The sequence below is a fragment of the Paenibacillus sp. GQ49 genome (assembly GCF_059759055.1).
On the sequence record NZ_JCAXEL010000008.1, the window covers coordinates 71,163 to 89,937 of the forward strand.

Genomic DNA, 18,775 nt, shown 5'->3' on the forward strand with positions numbered 1-18,775 from the left:
AGAATTTATAATACAAAAAAACTTATCTATAAAAGATTTGACATTAGTAAAAAAGGAGGGAAGTAGAATAGTGTTAACACCAACTAAAAATTTGCATGAGGATAAATCAATTATAAAAATTGGTGCAAGAATACTTTCTATATTAAATTCTCCTCATACAGTTAGCTCAGCCTGGAGATCTTATGTTCAGATCCAAGAGCATGAAACAAACGGTAAGATTAGAATTCAGTTTGATAACTTCATTTTAGCGATAGATTTTTTATACATTATTGGTGCAATCGAATATGGGGATGACTTAATGTGGAGGTCAAAGAATGATAAAAAAGATATATAGCACATTAAGCACGTTTAATACAATAGAACTTCATGAAGGTTTAAATATTTTATTAGCTGATATTACTCAAAAATCTACTGTAAAAGATACTCGAAATGGGCTGGGTAAAACTACTTTTATAGAAATTATTCATTTCTTGTATGGAAGTAGTTGCACTAATAAAAGTGTTTTTAAGATGGAACAGTTTAAAGATGAATTTTTCATCATGGATCTAGAATTGAATAACAATTTATATATTGTAAAGAGAAGAGGTTCTGAGTCTAATTTCGTATATGTAGAGTGTGAAGAAGTTAGTGATCTCAAGAAAAAATATGGGATGTCAGGCATTTCGAATATTAAAATAAAAGTAACTGAATGGAATGAATTTTTAGGAGAATTTTTATTCAATTTAAATTCCAGAGATGAGTTAATAAAATCAAATTTAAAATTCAGATCTTTGTTTCCATACTTCTCTAGACTTAGTAAAGATGGTGGATATTTAGACTCAACAAAATATTTTAAAACACAAAACGTACATCTGACTCAAATTGCACTATCATTTCTATTAGGTTTAGACACAAAATTAGCAATAAGCTATAAGCATCTTGAGGAAAAGAAAAAAGAAATTACAGACCTCAAGAAAGCAATTGAAACAGACTCTTATAACAAAATCATGAATGATGGTATAAATTTAGACACCGAAATTACAATTTTAACTGCTAAAATATCCAAGTCTAAGAATGATCTTGAGAATTTCTTGGTGCATCCTCAGTACAGAGAAATTGAAATTGAAGCTAATAACTACGCTCAAAAAATATCAGAACTTAGCAATCAAAATTTCATGGATAGACAAATTATATCAGAATTAATGATTGCTTCTAAAAGTGAAAGGAATATCGAAGATTTTAATTTGTTTGAATTATACAATGAGGTTGAAATTAAATTGCCTGATATTGTTATAAAAACTTATGATGAATCCAAATTGTTTCATGAGCAATTAGTTAAGAATCGGAAAAAATATTTACAGGAGGAATTAGAGCAGTATAATGAAATTGTGATAAAAAGAAGTCAATTGATAAACGAGCTCTCTCTGGAACAGTCTAAGAAAATGACAATTTTAAATACTCATGGTGCTCTAGATCAATACTCCTTGTTACAATCTGAAATGAATGAGCTTGTAAGTAAATTAGACATGTACCAAAAGCAACAGCATTTTTTAAATATGATGCGTGAGGAAGCTGCAAAACTAAAAATAGAAGAGCAGAGATTAATCATTGAAATTAATAAATCATTAGAAGGGCATTCACGTACAAAACAGCACGCTATCTTGCTTGTTGAGGAAGTCTCTAACTGTTTATATAACTCTGTAGCTCAGTTACATATAGGACAGACAAAAAATGGCCGATATGATATTGAGATGGTATCGAGAAATCAAAATAGTACTGGAATTAATAGTATGTTAATTTTCTGTTTTGACATGATGTTAATTCAAATGTCAAAATTTTTAGACAGAAAAATGGATATGTTGATTCATGACAGCTCGCTTTTTGATCCCGTTGATGAAAGACAAATAGCGGAAGCTTTGAGATTTGGAAAAGATAAGTCAATTGTAGCAGGTTTCCAGTATATTGTAACTTTGAATTCTGATGATTTACCTGATAGCGTGAGAAAAGAAGTAGCAAGCTCCATTTTACCTGTGCTTTTAACTGATGCAGACGAATCAGGATGTTTATTTGGAGTTTACTATTAAGCTTGCTATCAGTTAGGTATAGTAGTGAAGTCTGTATCTAATTTTATGATGTCCCATAATCATATGCGAAGCGAGCTCTATTAAAAGACAAGATCATAAATCCATTGAAAGTCGCTAAATTAGCGGCTTTTTCGTATTCTCAGATTAGCCAGTAACTATAATAGGTTCTGTGTCTTCGCAAATGTTTCTTAATAATCAAGTTATTGATCAACTTATGCATATTCTAAAGGTAAACCAGTCACCTGAATTAAGTAAGAAGGAGGTTCAATGATATGAACTCATATATTCTCGATAACTCCTTACTTGAGGAGTTTAAGCAAGCCTTAAGCGATCATGATGATTTTCTGATTAATACATACAGCAACTACAATGGAAAGAATCTTTGGAGCTTAATTTGCTCTGCGAAGGACTGGCTCTCCGTAAGCGTGAACGGCTTGCCGTACATCGATTTGACACATGCTCATGATGATTTTCGTTCATTGAACGTTTTACAGCTGATTATGACATATGATATTGTTCTTCAATCCATCGAGCAACTCCTTCGTGTTTTCGAAATGGAATACACTCTAAAGAATGACAGTTCGGTATTTAATGCGGCTATTCCTGACGATGCGTATTTTGCGCAGATCCGGGCATGTTTTGGAGCACATCCAGTAGATTTAAGAATCGCTGATGGAACGAAGACTACGAATAAGTACTTCGCTTCTTGGTCTAGCGATATTAGCAATTCTGGGGATAACGGAGACTATTCGGTTTTTCTCTACAGCAACAATCCTAATGTGGTTCAACCTATTAGCTTTTCAATGAGCTTTGCCAATATTCATGAGTTTATAGTTAAACGATACTCCCTCTTGACGAGCATGATAAGCGTAATTAAGAAAAAAAATGGTATCTTTATCGAGGATCAGCGTCTGCAGGAAATAGGGCACAGTTCCGATGTTGTCGAGCAGCTCCAAATTCTTATAAGGGAGAACAGTATTCGAATTGGTGAGGGTGAAGGGTATCATTATGACATCCAGACGTTGATCGAGCTTTTCACTGCTCCGCAGGAGTTCCCCGAGCGGGAACGGCAAGAAGCAGACCAATATCTGAATTCGCTGCATTTATTGGTCAACGAGCTTTACGATGCGCTACAGAGCATGACATTCAGTGAAAATGCTGTGACTCAAGGACACCTAATACATTCAAGGTCCCCTAAGTTCAAAGGGCTAAATTACGATCTGGAGAAAGTTTTCGAGTATTTGAACAACCCGTATTTCAGGGCTGATCGGGTCGACTATCACTTGAGACGACTTATTAGTGAGGGGCTTCTACCGTCTTATGTTAGTCGACAGACGGACAAGCTTGACTTGCATCTTCTGCTTTTAGCTAGGCTCACTGTCAATGAAAAAAAACATTAGCATTTTTTTGCTTCCCTGATTCTAGTTTTGTCATTTTCGTCTGAAAATTTGCCGCTTACAAGAGGAATACGAAGGGCAGGGATAGAACTACTTTGATAGGGAACAGAGCCATAAGAGCTACATATGGATTTATATTTGTTCGACTGACTGGATGAGAGGTGACATGATGACCGTTGAAATTGCAGGAGTTCGAGGTTATGAGTACCAGTATCTCGTTTCTGCTTATGTGGCGCTGAAGCTACTGGATCAAGAAAACGTTGACATCTATATCGAATGTGCGGATGGTGAAGATTCGCGGGTTACTTTTCAGGCTGCGGGCGAGCCTTATATTTTGGACGTGCAAGTGAAGAATCGCTCCGCTCAAATTGATTTAGCGGAGTTTTCGAGTTGGATTAGCCATTTTGACAAGCATAGCGGGGAAATGAACTTGCTGGAGAAATTAAATCAAGATGCCAATCGTTTTGTATTATTTATAACGAATGCCCGCTGCCAGGACGACGTGAGCCTCTTTGTAGATTTCAATGAGGTTTATTTGCCGTTAACGGCTGGGATAGGCAACGACTTATTGGATCGGGTCAAAACAAATGTGTTGGCTCACTACACTGATACAACTTCTACTGGGCAGGGACGTCGGCGTTTTTTGCAGCAGTTTTTTAGAGATAACTCAAAAAATCAGCTTAGGACGATTTTGAAAAAAAACCACGTCTGGGAGTCTATGGACTGGGATACTGTTTATGAACGGCTAGCGCGGTTGCTCAATAGAAAATACGCCGTTCCGCAAAGCGAAACAGATGACGTCATTAGCAAGCTGGATGAGCTAGTTCGGCAAGGACGCGATTCCGGGCAATCCATCACGGAGGATGTTGTTAGACTGCTTACTGCTCACAACGGCAATCGAATATTCCCCTATGATGAGAAACTCGTGTCGCGGGCTGAAATGCCCCTCTGCAGCGAAGCTTTGGAAGCTTCCCATGTGCTGCTATTGACAGGGGTATCCTTCTGTGGCAAAACGTATTTGGCGAAGGAGATTGCCCAACGTTATCAAGAATCTGGCTTTAGAGTGAAAATAACAAGTGAGCTAGATGGGGACAGCGGTGCGCTCGCTTTTTTGCGGCATGTGAGCCATGAGGAGAGGCTGCTTGTACTGGAAGACCCGTTTGGCTCGATGACGGCTCATCCACAAAGGGCCGAGCTTATTGCAAAAGTGGAACGGCTGCTGGATGCCTGCGGCCCACATCGCAAACTGATCGTGACAACCCGCAGCGATATTTTGCTTCATGCTTTGCGTCGCGACACGATTGCGGAATGCCGCATGAAGGCACATGTATGGCATGATTTGACGGCTAATGAAGCTGCAACCGGAGAGAAAATTTGGAGTCGCTATTATGGTGAGTCGGATCCATCTAAGACATTGTTTAAGCGGCTGCAGGACTGGCTGGAGCGTAATGAACGTACGAGCGTCTTGCAACCGGGACAAATCGTGCACCTCTATTATGCGCAGCCTGATCTGAGTGTGCTGGAGCAATGGGAGGAGTCGGCAATCGTTAATGAAGCACGGATCGACTCTAATCGCTTGGCACGGCAAATTGACGAGCAGGGACAGTACAGCAAGCGTGTGTTTATGGCGCTTGGTTTAAGCTGCAGCACCTATCGAGCGGCCAAGCTCGACGATTTGGCGTTTCTGTTAAGTGAATCGACGGAGGAGCCAGCGCTTAAATCCCAGTATGACGAGCCGGTTGCTTATCATATCGGTGGCAAAGTAGCGGAGACCCCGCCATATCCAGCCTACCAGGCAGCGTATGAGATTACGAACGACGATAGGGCAGCGCTTCGAGATTTACGCGACCGCGGCTATATCAAAGTTGATTCGTTTTATAAAACGATTGTGTTTACCCATCCGATTTACTACCACGCAAGCAAAATCTTATTCCAAACGAATCTGGAAGACGTTTTTGCCGACAAGGATAGCAACTTCCGCTTGTTAGGTCGAAGTTTGGCTTCACCATCTAAAGACGGGAACCTATGCGCGCTTATGATAGCAGAGTGGCAGTATGCCGAGACACAAGATGCCACGCTTAAACAGCGAATCAAGGTATTACTGCTAAGAAGTCTACATTCGTTGTTTCCGTCTGTGAAGGATCGGGTCATTATGTATTTCAATAGTCGGCTGAATGAGCTGGACGATCAGGAGCAGAAGGCGTTTGTACGTGCTGTAAAAGTTCAAAACTCGATGAACGACGATGATATTTTATGGCATAAGGGCGAGCCGTATTTTAATACAGCAACGGAGCGTCGGTCCAGTTTCGACTGGCTGGACTGGGATGAGGACAGACATGCAGCAAGTCTGCAAAAATTGGCGGCAAGCGAGCCAATTACTGCTGAAGAAATACGGGATATGCTAGCAGTTCGCGTTGCAGACAAAATGGAGCCCGCGGATCTGCTGCACGTTATTCGGCTGGCACTAGCTTATGATGAAAGCTTTATTCGAGCGAAAGCGGTGAAACTGCTGTTCCAACAGTTCGCTTATACGTTCGAGGATATTGCAGGCTACTTGGAGCCGCAAGAGCATCCGGACTATATTTATAAGCTGTTTCGCGGCGCTTTGTCCAGTTGGAGCAGCTATACACCACAAGCGAAGTCTGCGATTTTAGATTATGTTCGGAAATCGCTGTCGATTATGTCCGTTGCGCTGCGCTCTAAACGTTTTTTGGAATATTTCGAGGATCAGTATGCGCGGGATGGCCTAGATTGGGATAAACTCACAAACGAGGAGGCTCGAGAGCTATGGCTTGTTTGGTACGATGTGTTTATTGCGCTACTAAACCATTTTCCGTCCCAATATATGCGGATGAATGAAGCTCATATGGTGAAAGTAGCGAGAGAATCGCTCGCTCATGTTGATGATTTGGAGCGGATTGTCCAATTGGCAAGCTCTTGGCATCGTTGGCTGCATCATTATAGCGAGCATCATTTACCGGAGGATTATGGAATGAATGTTGCGGATTATTTACTGAAAGGAACAGGACAGGCTGCTGACGTTAGAGCAGAACTGTTTCAAGAACTGCTGTCGGTCCGGCAAACTAGTCTGCTCACGGTTACGATCGGCACATTGGTAGACCATTGGCCCTCGCTGTCAATTGGCGAACGGGCTGAGCTAATAGCGGTATTGCAAGCCAAGCGAGAGGATGTCCGGTGGCTGCGTGGAGTTGCGCTGAACCGCCGCATTGTTCCTGATGAAGTGCAAATTGCGATTGTGGGCGAGGTCTTATTTGGACAAGAGATTGGTGCTGTAGTGGATCGGCTGATGGAGGAAGGACTGCTAGAATGCTGCCTCAACGTCCATTGCGGTTACCCGCAGCCGTTATGGTGGAATGGCTATCATCATAACGAAAAGGTATGGAATCGTGTTATTGTGGAGGTTTTGGGGCGACCAACGGAGGGGCGATGCTTCGATATTGCATTGCGGGAGTTTATAGATGCGCTTTACTATCATGATACGGAACGATTTCCAGACGGTATGGCCGTGTATACGAGACTGGTCGCTAATCCCGCTCAACGAAAGGAGTTGTTTCGTCAGTTGCTGACCGTTACAGCAACAAACAACCAAAGTAATAAACAAATGTGGGATTTGCTGCTTGCCCATAGCTCTGAGGAGGAACGGCAGCAATTTTTTACGATCATCGCAGAAAATATTGAAGCTGTGCAATACTATTGTAATGATGAAGACGGTTTGTTGGAGCTATTTGAGTGGGAGGATGTAAGAGGCCAGTTGTATCCAAGACTGGGCATCGACCATAAGGTTGTAACTTTTTGCTTCCGGAATATGGTTTATACTGAGCAGCAAGTAACTGCTTCACTTACCAGTGAGAAGCATGGGGAATTTAAAGCATTTATTAGCTCAATATATGAGCATACTCCGCCAAGAATGACGTTAACAAACTGGATTGTTAGTAACACACTGCGCAAATTGCGTATTTCCGATGCCAAAATTGATCGACTGATTGAAGCTAGTCGATGTCAGCTTATCGATTTAGGCTCCGAGCAATCGCAATCGTTTGACGATCATTACGAGTTGGAGCATTGGGTGCAGTGATTCGTTAAGACAAGAAAAATAGAGATACGCCTGCATTTTACGAACTGCATAAATCTAGTGAAAAAGATCGATCTATGAAGTTTAACAGCGAGGATGCAGCTACTCATGAAGGAAATGCTATAAATCATTATTTAGCATACGTATGATAGTTTACTTGTTACTACAAATATAAGCACCCATTTCGGTGCTTTTTCATTTGCTCTCTTACGTAAAGAAGAGAGCAAATTTAGCCCGTTTCAGTAAGTGAAGTAGACTTAGCCTTACATGTCGAGGGACAAAAACATAGCCCTATTGCCGATTAGGTGTGTGCCTGTTCCCATAGGCTCAGCAAAGTCAAAATTTTATACATGAAAATCTTCACAATTTTAATCTATATAATATACTTAAATTAAATTCACAATAAAAACTTTGTTTTGAGGAGGGTGTATAATTCATAGTTCATTTTCTTTATCTTCTTGCCATTAGCATCAGTTTAAATATTTGTTGATTTTTTGCATTAGTTTTTCTTAATCCACTTCTTTATAAATTTTTTCCAGACAATTTGGCCAGTTTCCGTGTTGTAAATATAAATAAACATTATCATCAGGAAGGGATTTGGATTCTTCTCTAAGTATGGGAGTCAAGATTGCTGAGCATTATCACATGCTGAAATAAGTTTTTGTTATGACTGGTGAAGAGTTATTAGGATTTTCATAGTTTACCAATATCGGTCACTAAGTTTGGGGCCATTTCATATCAATTAAGTTAGGGTATTTAAGTATGTTTTTTTGGAATAATGGTGGTGAAGAGAAAGGTGATAAGATGGTGGCTAAAGGATCGATACAAGAAATGAAAGATTTGGCTATAAAGAGAGAAGGGTTATGTTTATCCATTGAATATACCAATAGTAATACGAAACTTAAGTGGAGATGTAATTGTGGTTATGTATGGGAAGCGACCCCGAATAATATTAAAAGAGGAAAATGGTGTCCATCGTGTGCTCATACCAAGAATGCCAACTCTAAAAGGAAAACAATTCAAGACATGCAAGTTATGGCAGAACGAAATCATGGTAGATGTATATCCAGCGAATACTCAAATATGAATTCAAAGCTAGTATGGGAATGTTCTAAAGGGCATCAGTGGGAAGCATATCCCAGTAATATATACTCGGGAAAATGGTGCCCCACATGTGCGGGTAGAAATAAGAGTTTAGTCGATATGCAGGCTTTTGCAAAGGAGCGTAACGGTAAATGCCTATCTACTCAATTTTTTACAATGACTAGAAAGCTAAAATGGCAATGCAAAGAAGGTCATGTATGGGAAGCAACTCCAAATAGTGTTTTAAACATAAAATCTTGGTGTCCCGTTTGTGCTGGAAACAATAAAAAATCAATTAAAGATATGAAACAATTAGCAGGTAGGAGAGGAGGAAAACTTCTTTCTAAAAAGTACATTAATGTTGATTATCCACTTTTATGGAAATGCACTAAAGGGCACGATTTTATATCTACACCTTATTCAATTGAAAAGGGCAGTTGGTGTCCAAAATGCAATAATAATTCAGTATTCTTTAATGAAGAGAAGTGCAGATTTATTTTGGAGTCACTGACACAAAAAAAGTTTCTTAAAACGAGGAGAGAATTTGGAAACGGTTATGAACTTGATGGATACAATGAGGAGCTTAGATTGGCTTTTGAGTACCACGGAATACAACACTATTCATATACCCCTTATTTTCACAATCAAAGCGAGGAACTTTTTCTTGAACAACAGTTAAGAGATCTAAAAAAGGAAAAGCTTTGTAAGGAGAAGGCTATACATCTTATAGTGATTCCATATAATGTTGAAAGTGATACGGATAAAGTAGAGTTTCTTCAGAAGAAATTATGGGAATTAGGATATGATGCTTTGGATACTGACTTAGATTGGAGCAGTTTTTATAAAGGGTTTAACCCATTAGATGAGTTACATACTCTAGCTGGTTTGAAAAATGGGATTTGTCTTTCGAATGAGTACAATGGGAGTGATGAGAAATTAAGTTGGGAATGTTCAGAAGGACATGTGTGGGAGGCCTCTCCATATTACATAAGAAAAGGCTCATGGTGTCCCCAGTGCTTAGGTCGAGGGAGAACTATCGAAGATATGAAAATATGCGCACAAAAAAAGGGAGGGGAATGCTTATCAGACTCATATACAAATAACAGTACAAAGTTAACATGGAAGTGTGAAAGTGGTCATGTATGGGATGCAACACCTTTAAGTATTTCAAATGGAGCATGGTGTCCTAGATGTTCTGGTAGATTGATTACCATTAAAGATATGCATTTATTGGCCGAAAGTAAGAATGGTAAGTGCCTGTCCACCCAATATAGTAATAATACAACACCATTATTATGGGAATGTCATATGGGACACCAGTGGGTAGCAGCTACTAGAAGTATTCAGCAAGGTTCGTGGTGTCCATCATGTAATTCAAAAACAATAAATGACATGAAACAAATTGCAGCAAAATATGGTGGGGAATGTCTTTCTGAAATATATAGTGGGATTGACATGAAATTACTTTGGAAATGTGATCATGGACATCAATGGGAGTCGTCTCCTAATTATGTCCAAAGAGGAAGATGGTGTCCTCAGTGTAAGAAAGACCAAAAACAACGTAAAACCATTAACAAACTAGAAGTGTTAAAAGAATTAGCTCAACAAAGAGAAGGTAGATGCCTATCTCGAATTTATTATAATGTTGACACTAAACTTAGGTGGGAATGTAAGGTGGGCCACCAATGGGAGTCTACACCCTATAGTGTGAAAAACGGAAGTTGGTGCCCTACATGCGCTTCGAAAAATTCTGGTATGTATAGAAAAAATAATATTAGAGATATGAAGAGGCTAGCGGAGAAAAATGATGGAATATGTATATCCGATACCTACGTAAACAGTCAAACAAAATTACGTTGGAAATGTAAAGAAGGTCATGAATGGTTCGCCAATCCTAATAACATTCAGCAAGGATCTTGGTGCCCGACATGTAGAAGAAACGAAATTTCAATTAGGCAGAGAAAGTCCATAGAGGATATGATTGAACTCGCTAGAAAAAGAAATGGAGAATGTTTATCTACGGAATATATTAATGCACACACCAAGCTAATGTGGAAATGTGTTCATGGGCACGAGTGGGAAGCTAAGCCAAATAATATACAACAAGGCAAATGGTGTCCTAGGTGTGTTAATTTATACCCAATATCTTATGAAGATGACTATCTCAATATTAAAGGTGAGGATTATGATTAAGCATTTTTCGTTTGCGTATTTCGAGTCATACTGGTTGGCAGGAGCCACAATCGCGGAATTCTATGAAAATAGTAATTTGCTTTTACCCGAATTTTGGAGAGATTCAAGACATCAAATAGAACCTAGGATATTTAAGCCACATAAATGGACTATTATGCATGAATGGATATTTTATGTATTCAACTTTCATCACTGGTATGCGGATAGACACTTTGATCAAAGAGATATTTTTAGTTTAGAGTCAACGATCGTGGAGGATGCGGGGGTTCTATTATCAGAACATCCAGACTTTGAATTGTTGAATGAATGTAATTTCTGTGGTGAATGTGCAGAATGCTCTAAATATCTAGAAATTAATGAAGAGATTAGATATGCTTGGGATGATTCTGTGCTCGCTCTTGTACACACAGTCTTTCATCTGTTTATGAATAACAAAAAATTCTTAAGGGATTTCAATGAACACATATCAGAATGTATCGAATCAGACAGTGATATATTGATAGAAAATCCTGAACATTTTGTTAATGGGAAAATTCGTAGAGTTTCTTGGCCTAAATGGCTCGAGAGAGCTATAATTTATCGTGATAAGGGTGTGTGCTCCATTTGTAGAAAAGACGTTTCAGGGACACTTAATCTAGAAAATAAGTACGCAATAGATCACATTGTACCAATTTCAAATTATGGAAATAATGATCCTACAAATTTACAATTACTGTGCTGGATTTGCAACGGAATAAAAAGTAATAAAACTACTGAAACAAATAATATAGATATTCCCTTATGGTATGTTGAATCTGATATGTTAATTTAGCACACACATTAATTGGAACGGCAATTTCAGCATTGTGATGCAAGTGGCGAGGGTAAGGATTTCGTATTAATCTGGGGTCAGTATTGTGTTAAAAGGGTCGTGCGATCTATTATATCTGCAAAAATCCTAATCATCTAACTTTTCCCTCGCTCAAGATTTCTAATTCGTGCATCATGTTCTGTATCGATCCTGAGCTTATCCGTATTATCGAACAGGTATCCAATAGAGGATGTCATATACATCCGATCATGAAGAAGACGAGATGAATATAGGAAAATAAGGAATATAGGAGGGGATTGGTTTGAGTACATTTGGAGCTAGTGATAGAGTAACTTTCATAAGATGCTTTGCGCTTACGAATTGGTATGAAGAGAATTCAAACAAACCGAAACAAAAAGACATTGAAGAAGCAGAAGAGGCTATGAAATTTATCGGTAGTAAAATTGGAAAAACTTATCAGCTTCATGAGGAATTAGACATAGCAAGACTTGGAGGAGATACGCCTAAGAAACCTGAAGCAAGATTTAAGTTGGATAACAGAAAGAAGAAAAAGAAAGCTGTCATAGAAATTAAACAATTCCCGTTCGAATCAAATAAGGATGAAGCTTCTTTATTATTTACACGTCCTAAGCTATTTAAGTGGTTTCTGGATTTCCACCACATACATGCTGATGAAGATCACCGTATCATCTTCCATCTAAAGATAAAACAAATCTCCTTCGATCCAACCAAAGCACTTCGAGACTTAGAGTTCGCTAATCCATTCGAGGGTATCTTTACTGAATACCTAGAACTTAAGACTGTTAAATGGCATCGTTCTGAGGAGTATCACTTAACTGCAGACAGGGTGTTATATTTCGATGATCTAAAAGATCAATTTATTGTTCTAGAGGAATCAAATAATCCTGTTGATATCAATGCAGCTATCAAAGATAGTTTTGATTACGATAAGTATGTCGACCTACTCTATAATACGTGGATCAAAAAAAAATGGGACAAGAAATTTAATCAATATAAAAAGGATTCAAAATTCCTTTATTTAAAGATTATGATGAGCCCAATAATCGAAGCATCCTTCTATCATGAAGCGTTTTTGCTCAAGAAGTTTATCAAAGTGCTTTTGAACAAATACAGAAATTCCACAAGTATAAGCCAACTAGAAGGAATTTTGTTCTACGCTGCAGGGACTTATCAGTTCCTCGAATTCACAAAGAAAGGAACAACTTTGCACATTTAATTTGGTCTTTCCATCTAAATTCTAAGAAGACCACGTGACTATTATGATTTGGTATGGGAAATAAAGAATATACGTCATTTTTGCATAAGTGGGTTCAATTACTGATACGCGAATATAGCAATGAAGCTTCCCGTTCATACATGGCCAACATCTTTTGGTGCTATTCACAACTTTTTTGAGGAGTATTTGGTGGTAGTGAATGTTCATTCGTATATATCATCAGTAACTCTTACAACTTCTTGATAGACAAATCTCCTAGTTTTCTCACTGTTCAGTATACCTGAGATCTGTTTGAAATAAAGAATATTTAGAGTTAATCAAAACGGAACCATTCTGGATCGGCTAAACTTCGTGCGCATAACATGCAAAACAGACCTCATTTTAAGGGGGCTGTTTGCATTTCTATTGATCAAGAGTGGCTAAGCGGGAAAATACTTAAAAAGTAGTCTTTAGTGCGCAAAATATAATAGTATTACATATCCCTCAATAGAGTATTAGCTGGGATAGTGGAACACTTGAAAGACGATTTCTTCGCTTTCCGCTACTCTTTCAAACATTTCCATGAAGTAGGCTAATGGGATCCCATTTCTAATTAATTTGGATCTCCTGAATCAATGAGACTGAACATTGTACCCTCTATGGTGTCGTCACTTTGAATTCCACAAATAAATAATAACAGCATGCATTAACCAGGGGTGCGATTCATCAGGCGCAAGTCTTACCCATTAGAGACCATAATCCTTCAGAAGCTGGATCCAACCTGCTAAGGAGTAGTTCTGTGCTGGAGGTTCTGAGACGATTGAGAAAGATTTCGCTAGCTACGGAATGTCATTCGGATGGATGAGTTCGTCCCTGTCAAATTTAGTTCGATATACCCGCTTGATAATATAGTACTACAAGGGACTAGCGAGGTTTACCGCCAACGATTGCTACGAGAGCTGTCCAATGCTTATAATACAGGCGTGGTACTGCAATTCGACAGCGTAACGGATGGCTACGACGCCGAGGAAACTCCTTGCGAGCTGTACGGACCGATCAGTCGATCGCGAGCTCCCCGCCGGCATTGCTTTGTCGAACGCCAGGGTGTCGATAGGGATGCATCAGAAGAGGAATGATATCCAATATCCGGGCGTGATGAGCAAGGCCAAGGAACCGACCCAGCGAACAGCGCTTATCAAAGGTTCATGAAGCTGAATGCCGGTTATTTGCCGACCTATTTTGTATTTTTTCAAAGCTATGTCATGATGGCTTCCTTGCTAGCTGAACGCTGGATGAATTCGGCTGCTATAAAAGTCGAGATGGAGGAGAACAGCTATCGATTTCGCTTTGCCGAATCGAGGTGAGAAGCGGGAATTGAACAAGCCTGTACTCGTCATCCGATGGATGGAGCTTACACCCGCATCTTGCGGATCAAATCAGCCCATGATTGAAATTGAGAATTGTGATACGGAAGTGGTAAAAGACACGTCTGAATATGAATTTCGTTTTCGTAAAAAAGGAAGCTCCGATACCTTACAATAGATGAAGCGAGGAATAACGGGACTAGAATGTTAACGCTGCGGGGATTAAACATCGTCAAGTTTCAGAGCGCCTGTTCCTACGCCTATGTGACCCGTAATGAAGAATTGGATGGCCCATGGCCGAGCTGTTCATCTATCGTACGGGGGGGAGAGGATGGCATCTCAAAATGTTCCATTTGATTCGTCATCAGTTCATCGACCTGTTCGAGATCAACCGGAACAAATGGGAGCTGCAAAGACATTAGAGCTTGTTCCTATCCAGCCTATTTTTATAAATGGGTGGTTATCAGCCAGTACTCCATAGCAGAATATCTTCAAACAGTTGGCATATTAAACCATATAAAATGAGAGTAAACACGAGGAATATAGATGAAAATAGAGACATTTATCCATATATTGCGACCAACTTCCTGGTTCCATACTTTGAACGAAAAACATAATTTAAAAAAAGAATTTCATCTAATTCTATAAAATAAAAGTATTCAAATACTCTATCTTGCAAATTAGAGATAAGATTTTTTATTTGATCTAAAAGGGATGTAGAGAATTCCGCGGTATAATATAATTACGTAAAATAATAATTTGACGAATAATTACTTAAAAGTTATATTCATTTGGGGGTGGTTGTTTTGGATAAACAAGCTAAATTACACCTTATGGGTCGAATTGACGATAAATTGAGTGAATTACCTTGGTATGTTACTGAATTTATTGACAGTAAGAAGCGTAAGCTCTCTGCCTCAACACTTCTTAATTACTGCCACGATTATATAATCTTTTTTGATTGGCTGATTACAGAGAACTTTACCACAGTTCAAAAAAGAACAGAAATTGAATTATCCACGTTAGAAACATTAACGATACGTGAAACAGAAAGCTTTTTGTCTTTTTTGGAGTATCAACTTGGGAATAATAAGCTAACAATAAACCGTAAGCTTTCTTCTCTTAAGTCCTTATTTGATTACTTACAGAATAAAGCCGAAACAATTGATTTAAAGCCTTATATACAACGAAATGTTATGGCTAAAATGGACTTAAATGCAGTAAAAGAAAGTCAGGAAACGATCGCGAATCGTATGGAAGGAAAAATACTGAGAGAAAATGATTTTGAAGCTTTCAGAGTGTTTGTAGCATACGATTTTGGCGAATTAAACAAAACAAACAAACGTATCATTCATTTCCATCAGTTTAATCGTGAACGAGATACGGCAATAATTTCATTAATCTTAGGATCAGGACTTAGATTATCAGAAGTTTCCGGAATCAATCTTGAGGATTTAGATCTGACGAAATCATCAGTAAGAGTAGTCCGAAAAGGGGGAAAAGAGCAATATGTTTACTTTAGCAGCCAAGCATCCCTAGATATTGAGAATTACCTGCAGATAAGGGAAACAAGATATACCCCAGAAAAAAATGAAAGATTTTTGTTTATTGCAGCACCTGTAGGACGCAAAGGTAAAAATAGACGTTTAACACAACGTTCTATAGAAAAACTTGTTGAGAAATATGCAACAGCCTTTGGAAAGCCGGCTTTGACGGTTCATTCTTTGAGGCATTCATTTGCCACACGTTATCATATTGAGAATAATGATGTCCCAAAATTAAAGAATCAACTAGGACATTCTTCAATACAAACTACAATGATTTATACTCACTTAACAGATGATCAAATGAGAAACGCTGTAAATAACATGGATAAATAATCCGGAGGGAGTGACATAAAGTTGCCTACCAGACTGGAAAATTGACACAAAGTTACCCACCAGACTGGAGAATGACACATAAAGTTGCCTACTAGGCTGGAGAATGACATAAAGTTGCCTACCAGACTGGAGAATGACATCATAAAGTTGCCTACCAGGTGCCAAATTTGCTCCGTTAATTAAAGACAAAGGACATAAATGCATGAAAGTAGGGTACTTTGTGTCAATTTGGTAGGGAACTTTGTGTCAATGTACAAACGAGAAATGTGTTCGAGGGACAAGAATCAATGAACAATCCATACATATGTACAAAATACGAGTTTTGTGAAACAGTACTAATGATTTTAAAAGCTGCACAGTGATTTTACCCCTGTACAGCTACGAATTAATCCCAGACTACTTCTGTTCCTGCTACAAAGTCATGAATTGCACGTCGATCCTCACGCATACCGACCATAAAAGCACTCACAATAACTCCGATACCCAAAGTTAATACGTACACAAGTCCAGCTACAACAACTCGCATCAGCATCGTACCAATTTTTGGCGGTTCGTGTGTATCGTATTGGCGGATTCGAATTCCACATATGCGTTTTCCGATGGTTCGACCATACCAGTAAACTGGTAATAAAATTGAGTATAACGCACTAAGCAGTTTGGCAATCGGCTCATCCGCATCAAAGTTACCCGTAAGCACACCTGCAATAATTACTAATGGAATTGAAATAATAAGACTATCCAACACACTTGCTGCTAATCTAATCCAAAAACCTGCTTTATACAAAATGCTTTCCTCCAAGCTACAATTTTAAACTAAATGGCTAATTTCTTTCATGAACTCCCTTCATTAAAATATCTAACTTTATGTACACAACTCAAATAGTATAACAGAAAATTTTACCTTTTTACGATAAAACTCCTATTTCATTTTACTTGCACCCTTTGTGAATTTCATAACAAACTATCGAATTAACTTAATCTCTGTTCATGTTCACTACTTACTCTTACAGCTTCGGAGTCTCCAATGAAAACACCATAATAATTATGTAAACCAAGAAAGCTACTCAACATTTGTTAAGTAGCCTTCTGTTCGTTCTGCATCTGCCCTCTTCGCCAAATCTTATTCTCCACAATGGCGTAGACTAAACCGGCGATGGCAAATATCCATATCGATGTCATTTGGTTCAGATAGTATCCTTTCACGAAATATGGACTGTACATGAGATCAAAAACCCACAGCCCGCCCCATCCAAACCCAATCATATAGATGAAAGTTCTCACCATAGGAAAGTATACATATTTCCGCAGCAGCCATGAGATCGGACTTAAAATAACAACATAAAAAGCGACTAAATAGTGACCGAATCCCAGTATAAGCGAAAGAATATATATTACTCCCCCTGCATTGCGTAAGCCGTAATACTCTGTCGTTGTAATATGGTACCCTTCAACCCTTTCAAGAACGAGATATGCAGTCAAGCTTATCCCTATAAATATAACTCCTAATACCATGTACCGTTGAACCGCGTTCACCAACATCAGATTACCCCAATGTCTAAACGCAGCCAGAACCGCTCAAGTTATATGATTTCGAACAAATTACACAATTACACATAAGCGTTATTAGGTTCTGTTAAAAGTTAAAGTTAATCTATCATGAATTGCTCTAATCCAACGACTACTTCTGACCTTCCAGAATCATCGTACCCAAACGGTCCATAAGATCCATTCTCCCCATCGCTGTGTATGAATAATTGTAATTATCGACATTAGAGATTTTGTAAATCTTTTCATTCTTCACTGCGTTCATGTTATTCCACACCTTGCTATCGACCATCTTGTTCTCACTATTTTCCATCAATAGCAGACGATCCGGATTAACGGTAACTAGTGCCTCTAAAGCGATCTCTTTGCCTCCCCAGCCCTCTGGATCAGGGATACCCTCTGTGCGCTTCAGGCCCCATTCACTGTATAACATCTCAGCTGCCCCTTTATTGGAATAGATGACCAGGTTGTTTGGATATGTCTCAATTACGGCAAAGGATTCACCATGTACAGTCGCCTCCAGCTTTTGTTTCCACTCTGCAGATTTCGCATCATACTTGGCCAGATATTCATCTTTCTTGCTTTCCTCTCCAAACGTATCTGCCAGGAATGTCAGGCGTTCTCTCCAATCATAGTAGGAGTATGGCAATGCAATTGTTGGTGCAATTTTAGATAAAGTTTCATATTGATCCGTGTTAAAATCCTTTCCCAGAATAATCAGGTCCGGATTAGCACTCGCTATTGCTTCAATACTGAACGGTGAACCATACCAGCCCAGATTAACAGTATCTGCACTCAGCTGATCCTTAATGGTTGGTGTGATTTCCTCCGGGTTACCGTAATCCGCACTCATCGTGGCCACAGGTGTTTTCCCAATGATCAACAGTTCTTCTGTAGAGCCGGAGAGATCAACAATGCGCTCTGGATTCAAAGGGATCATAATCTCTTCTCCATTTGGGTTGGTAATCAATTTGGTCGTTGCTTGTGCAGTCCCCTCTGAGGAGCTGGCCACTTCACTGGTGGTCTGGGTCGTTCCACAGGCCGCCAAGGTGAGCATACAGCATAGTGCAATCCATACAGGAATTCGTTTAAACATCGTTGTCATTCTCCTTTTATGTCAGTTCATTAGC

Annotated in this window: 12 protein-coding genes; 8 read left to right on the forward strand and 4 right to left on the reverse strand. The window is 39.0% G+C overall.

What is annotated here, in order from left to right:
• Positions 1–70 precede the first annotated feature (70 nt).
• From AC6CIF_RS15740 to AC6CIF_RS15770, 7 genes are all read left to right on the forward strand, one after another.
• The gene (locus tag AC6CIF_RS15740; RefSeq protein WP_076331790.1) at positions 71–334 is read left to right on the forward strand and encodes an ABC-three component system middle component 6; all 264 of its coding nucleotides are present in this window, start codon (positions 71–73) and stop codon (positions 332–334) included.
• Positions 315–2,063 carry a DUF2326 domain-containing protein gene (locus AC6CIF_RS15745; protein ID WP_105599013.1) on the forward strand — a complete coding sequence of 583 codons (1,749 nt, stop codon included), beginning with the start codon at positions 315–317 and terminating at the stop codon, positions 2,061–2,063. Before AC6CIF_RS15740 ends, AC6CIF_RS15745 begins: the two co-directional genes overlap by 20 nt.
• Positions 2,064–2,335: 272 nt before the next feature.
• Positions 2,336–3,463 (forward strand): hypothetical protein, encoded by a 1,128-nt coding sequence (locus AC6CIF_RS15750; RefSeq protein ID WP_076331689.1) that lies wholly within the window; start codon positions 2,336–2,338, stop codon positions 3,461–3,463.
• A gap of 163 nt (positions 3,464–3,626) precedes the next feature.
• Complete coding sequence (locus tag AC6CIF_RS15755) at positions 3,627–7,556, forward strand: nSTAND3 domain-containing NTPase (RefSeq protein WP_139331881.1); 3,930 nt, start codon at positions 3,627–3,629, stop codon at positions 7,554–7,556.
• A 759-nt stretch (positions 7,557–8,315) separates the two neighbouring features.
• A complete protein-coding gene (locus AC6CIF_RS15760; protein ID WP_146117079.1) occupies positions 8,316–10,829 on the forward strand; it encodes a zinc-ribbon domain-containing protein in 2,514 nt (837 codons plus the stop codon).
• The gene (locus tag AC6CIF_RS15765; protein WP_076331685.1) at positions 10,822–11,640 is read left to right on the forward strand and encodes an HNH endonuclease; all 819 of its coding nucleotides are present in this window, start codon (positions 10,822–10,824) and stop codon (positions 11,638–11,640) included. The genes AC6CIF_RS15760 and AC6CIF_RS15765 overlap by 8 nt, the downstream gene beginning before the upstream one ends.
• A 301-nt stretch (positions 11,641–11,941) precedes the next feature.
• Complete coding sequence (locus tag AC6CIF_RS15770) at positions 11,942–12,877, forward strand: hypothetical protein (RefSeq protein WP_498200355.1); 936 nt, start codon at positions 11,942–11,944, stop codon at positions 12,875–12,877.
• Positions 12,878–14,480: 1,603 nt separating this feature from the next.
• On the opposite strand, the gene AC6CIF_RS15775 is transcribed toward AC6CIF_RS15770, so the two are convergent.
• A complete protein-coding gene (locus AC6CIF_RS15775; protein WP_175623709.1) occupies positions 14,481–14,639 on the reverse strand; it encodes a hypothetical protein in 159 nt (52 codons plus the stop codon).
• Between the two features lie 387 nt (positions 14,640–15,026).
• On the opposite strand from AC6CIF_RS15775, the gene xerS reads away from it, so the two are divergent.
• Positions 15,027–16,100, forward strand: coding sequence for a tyrosine recombinase XerS (xerS, locus tag AC6CIF_RS15780; protein ID WP_498200356.1), 1,074 nt, complete (start codon positions 15,027–15,029; stop codon positions 16,098–16,100).
• A 385-nt stretch (positions 16,101–16,485) separates the two neighbouring features.
• On the opposite strand, the gene AC6CIF_RS15785 is transcribed toward xerS, so the two are convergent.
• The 3 genes from AC6CIF_RS15785 to AC6CIF_RS15795 form a co-directional block, all read right to left on the reverse strand.
• Positions 16,486–16,884, reverse strand: a complete 399-nt coding sequence (locus AC6CIF_RS15785) for an RDD family protein (RefSeq protein WP_339176930.1) — start codon at positions 16,882–16,884, stop codon at positions 16,486–16,488.
• Between the two features lie 290 nt (positions 16,885–17,174).
• Positions 17,175–17,639: a hypothetical protein gene (locus tag AC6CIF_RS15790; protein ID WP_498200358.1), complete on the reverse strand. Its 465-nt coding sequence runs from the start codon at positions 17,637–17,639 to the stop codon at positions 17,175–17,177.
• 139 nt (positions 17,640–17,778) lie between these two features.
• Positions 17,779–18,741 (reverse strand): ABC transporter substrate-binding protein, encoded by a 963-nt coding sequence (locus AC6CIF_RS15795; protein WP_498200360.1) that lies wholly within the window; start codon positions 18,739–18,741, stop codon positions 17,779–17,781.
• Positions 18,742–18,775 lie beyond the last annotated feature (34 nt).

Excerpts from the sequence above, each read along its gene's own strand:
- AC6CIF_RS15745 (WP_105599013.1), top strand. The coding sequence starts at position 315 with ATGATAAAAAAGATATATAGCACATTAAGCACGTTTAATACAATAGAA.
- AC6CIF_RS15760 (WP_146117079.1), top strand. The coding sequence starts at position 8,316 with ATGTTTTTTTGGAATAATGGTGGTGAAGAGAAAGGTGATAAGATGGTG.
- AC6CIF_RS15790 (WP_498200358.1), bottom strand. The coding sequence starts at position 17,639 with ATGTTGGTGAACGCGGTTCAACGGTACATGGTATTAGGAGTTATATTT.
- AC6CIF_RS15795 (WP_498200360.1), bottom strand. The coding sequence starts at position 18,741 with ATGTTTAAACGAATTCCTGTATGGATTGCACTATGCTGTATGCTCACC.
- AC6CIF_RS15750 (WP_076331689.1), top strand. The coding sequence starts at position 2,336 with ATGAACTCATATATTCTCGATAACTCCTTACTTGAGGAGTTTAAGCAA.
- AC6CIF_RS15775 (WP_175623709.1), bottom strand. The coding sequence starts at position 14,639 with ATGTCTTTGCAGCTCCCATTTGTTCCGGTTGATCTCGAACAGGTCGAT.
- AC6CIF_RS15765 (WP_076331685.1), top strand. The coding sequence starts at position 10,822 with ATGATTAAGCATTTTTCGTTTGCGTATTTCGAGTCATACTGGTTGGCA.
- AC6CIF_RS15755 (WP_139331881.1), top strand. The coding sequence starts at position 3,627 with ATGATGACCGTTGAAATTGCAGGAGTTCGAGGTTATGAGTACCAGTAT.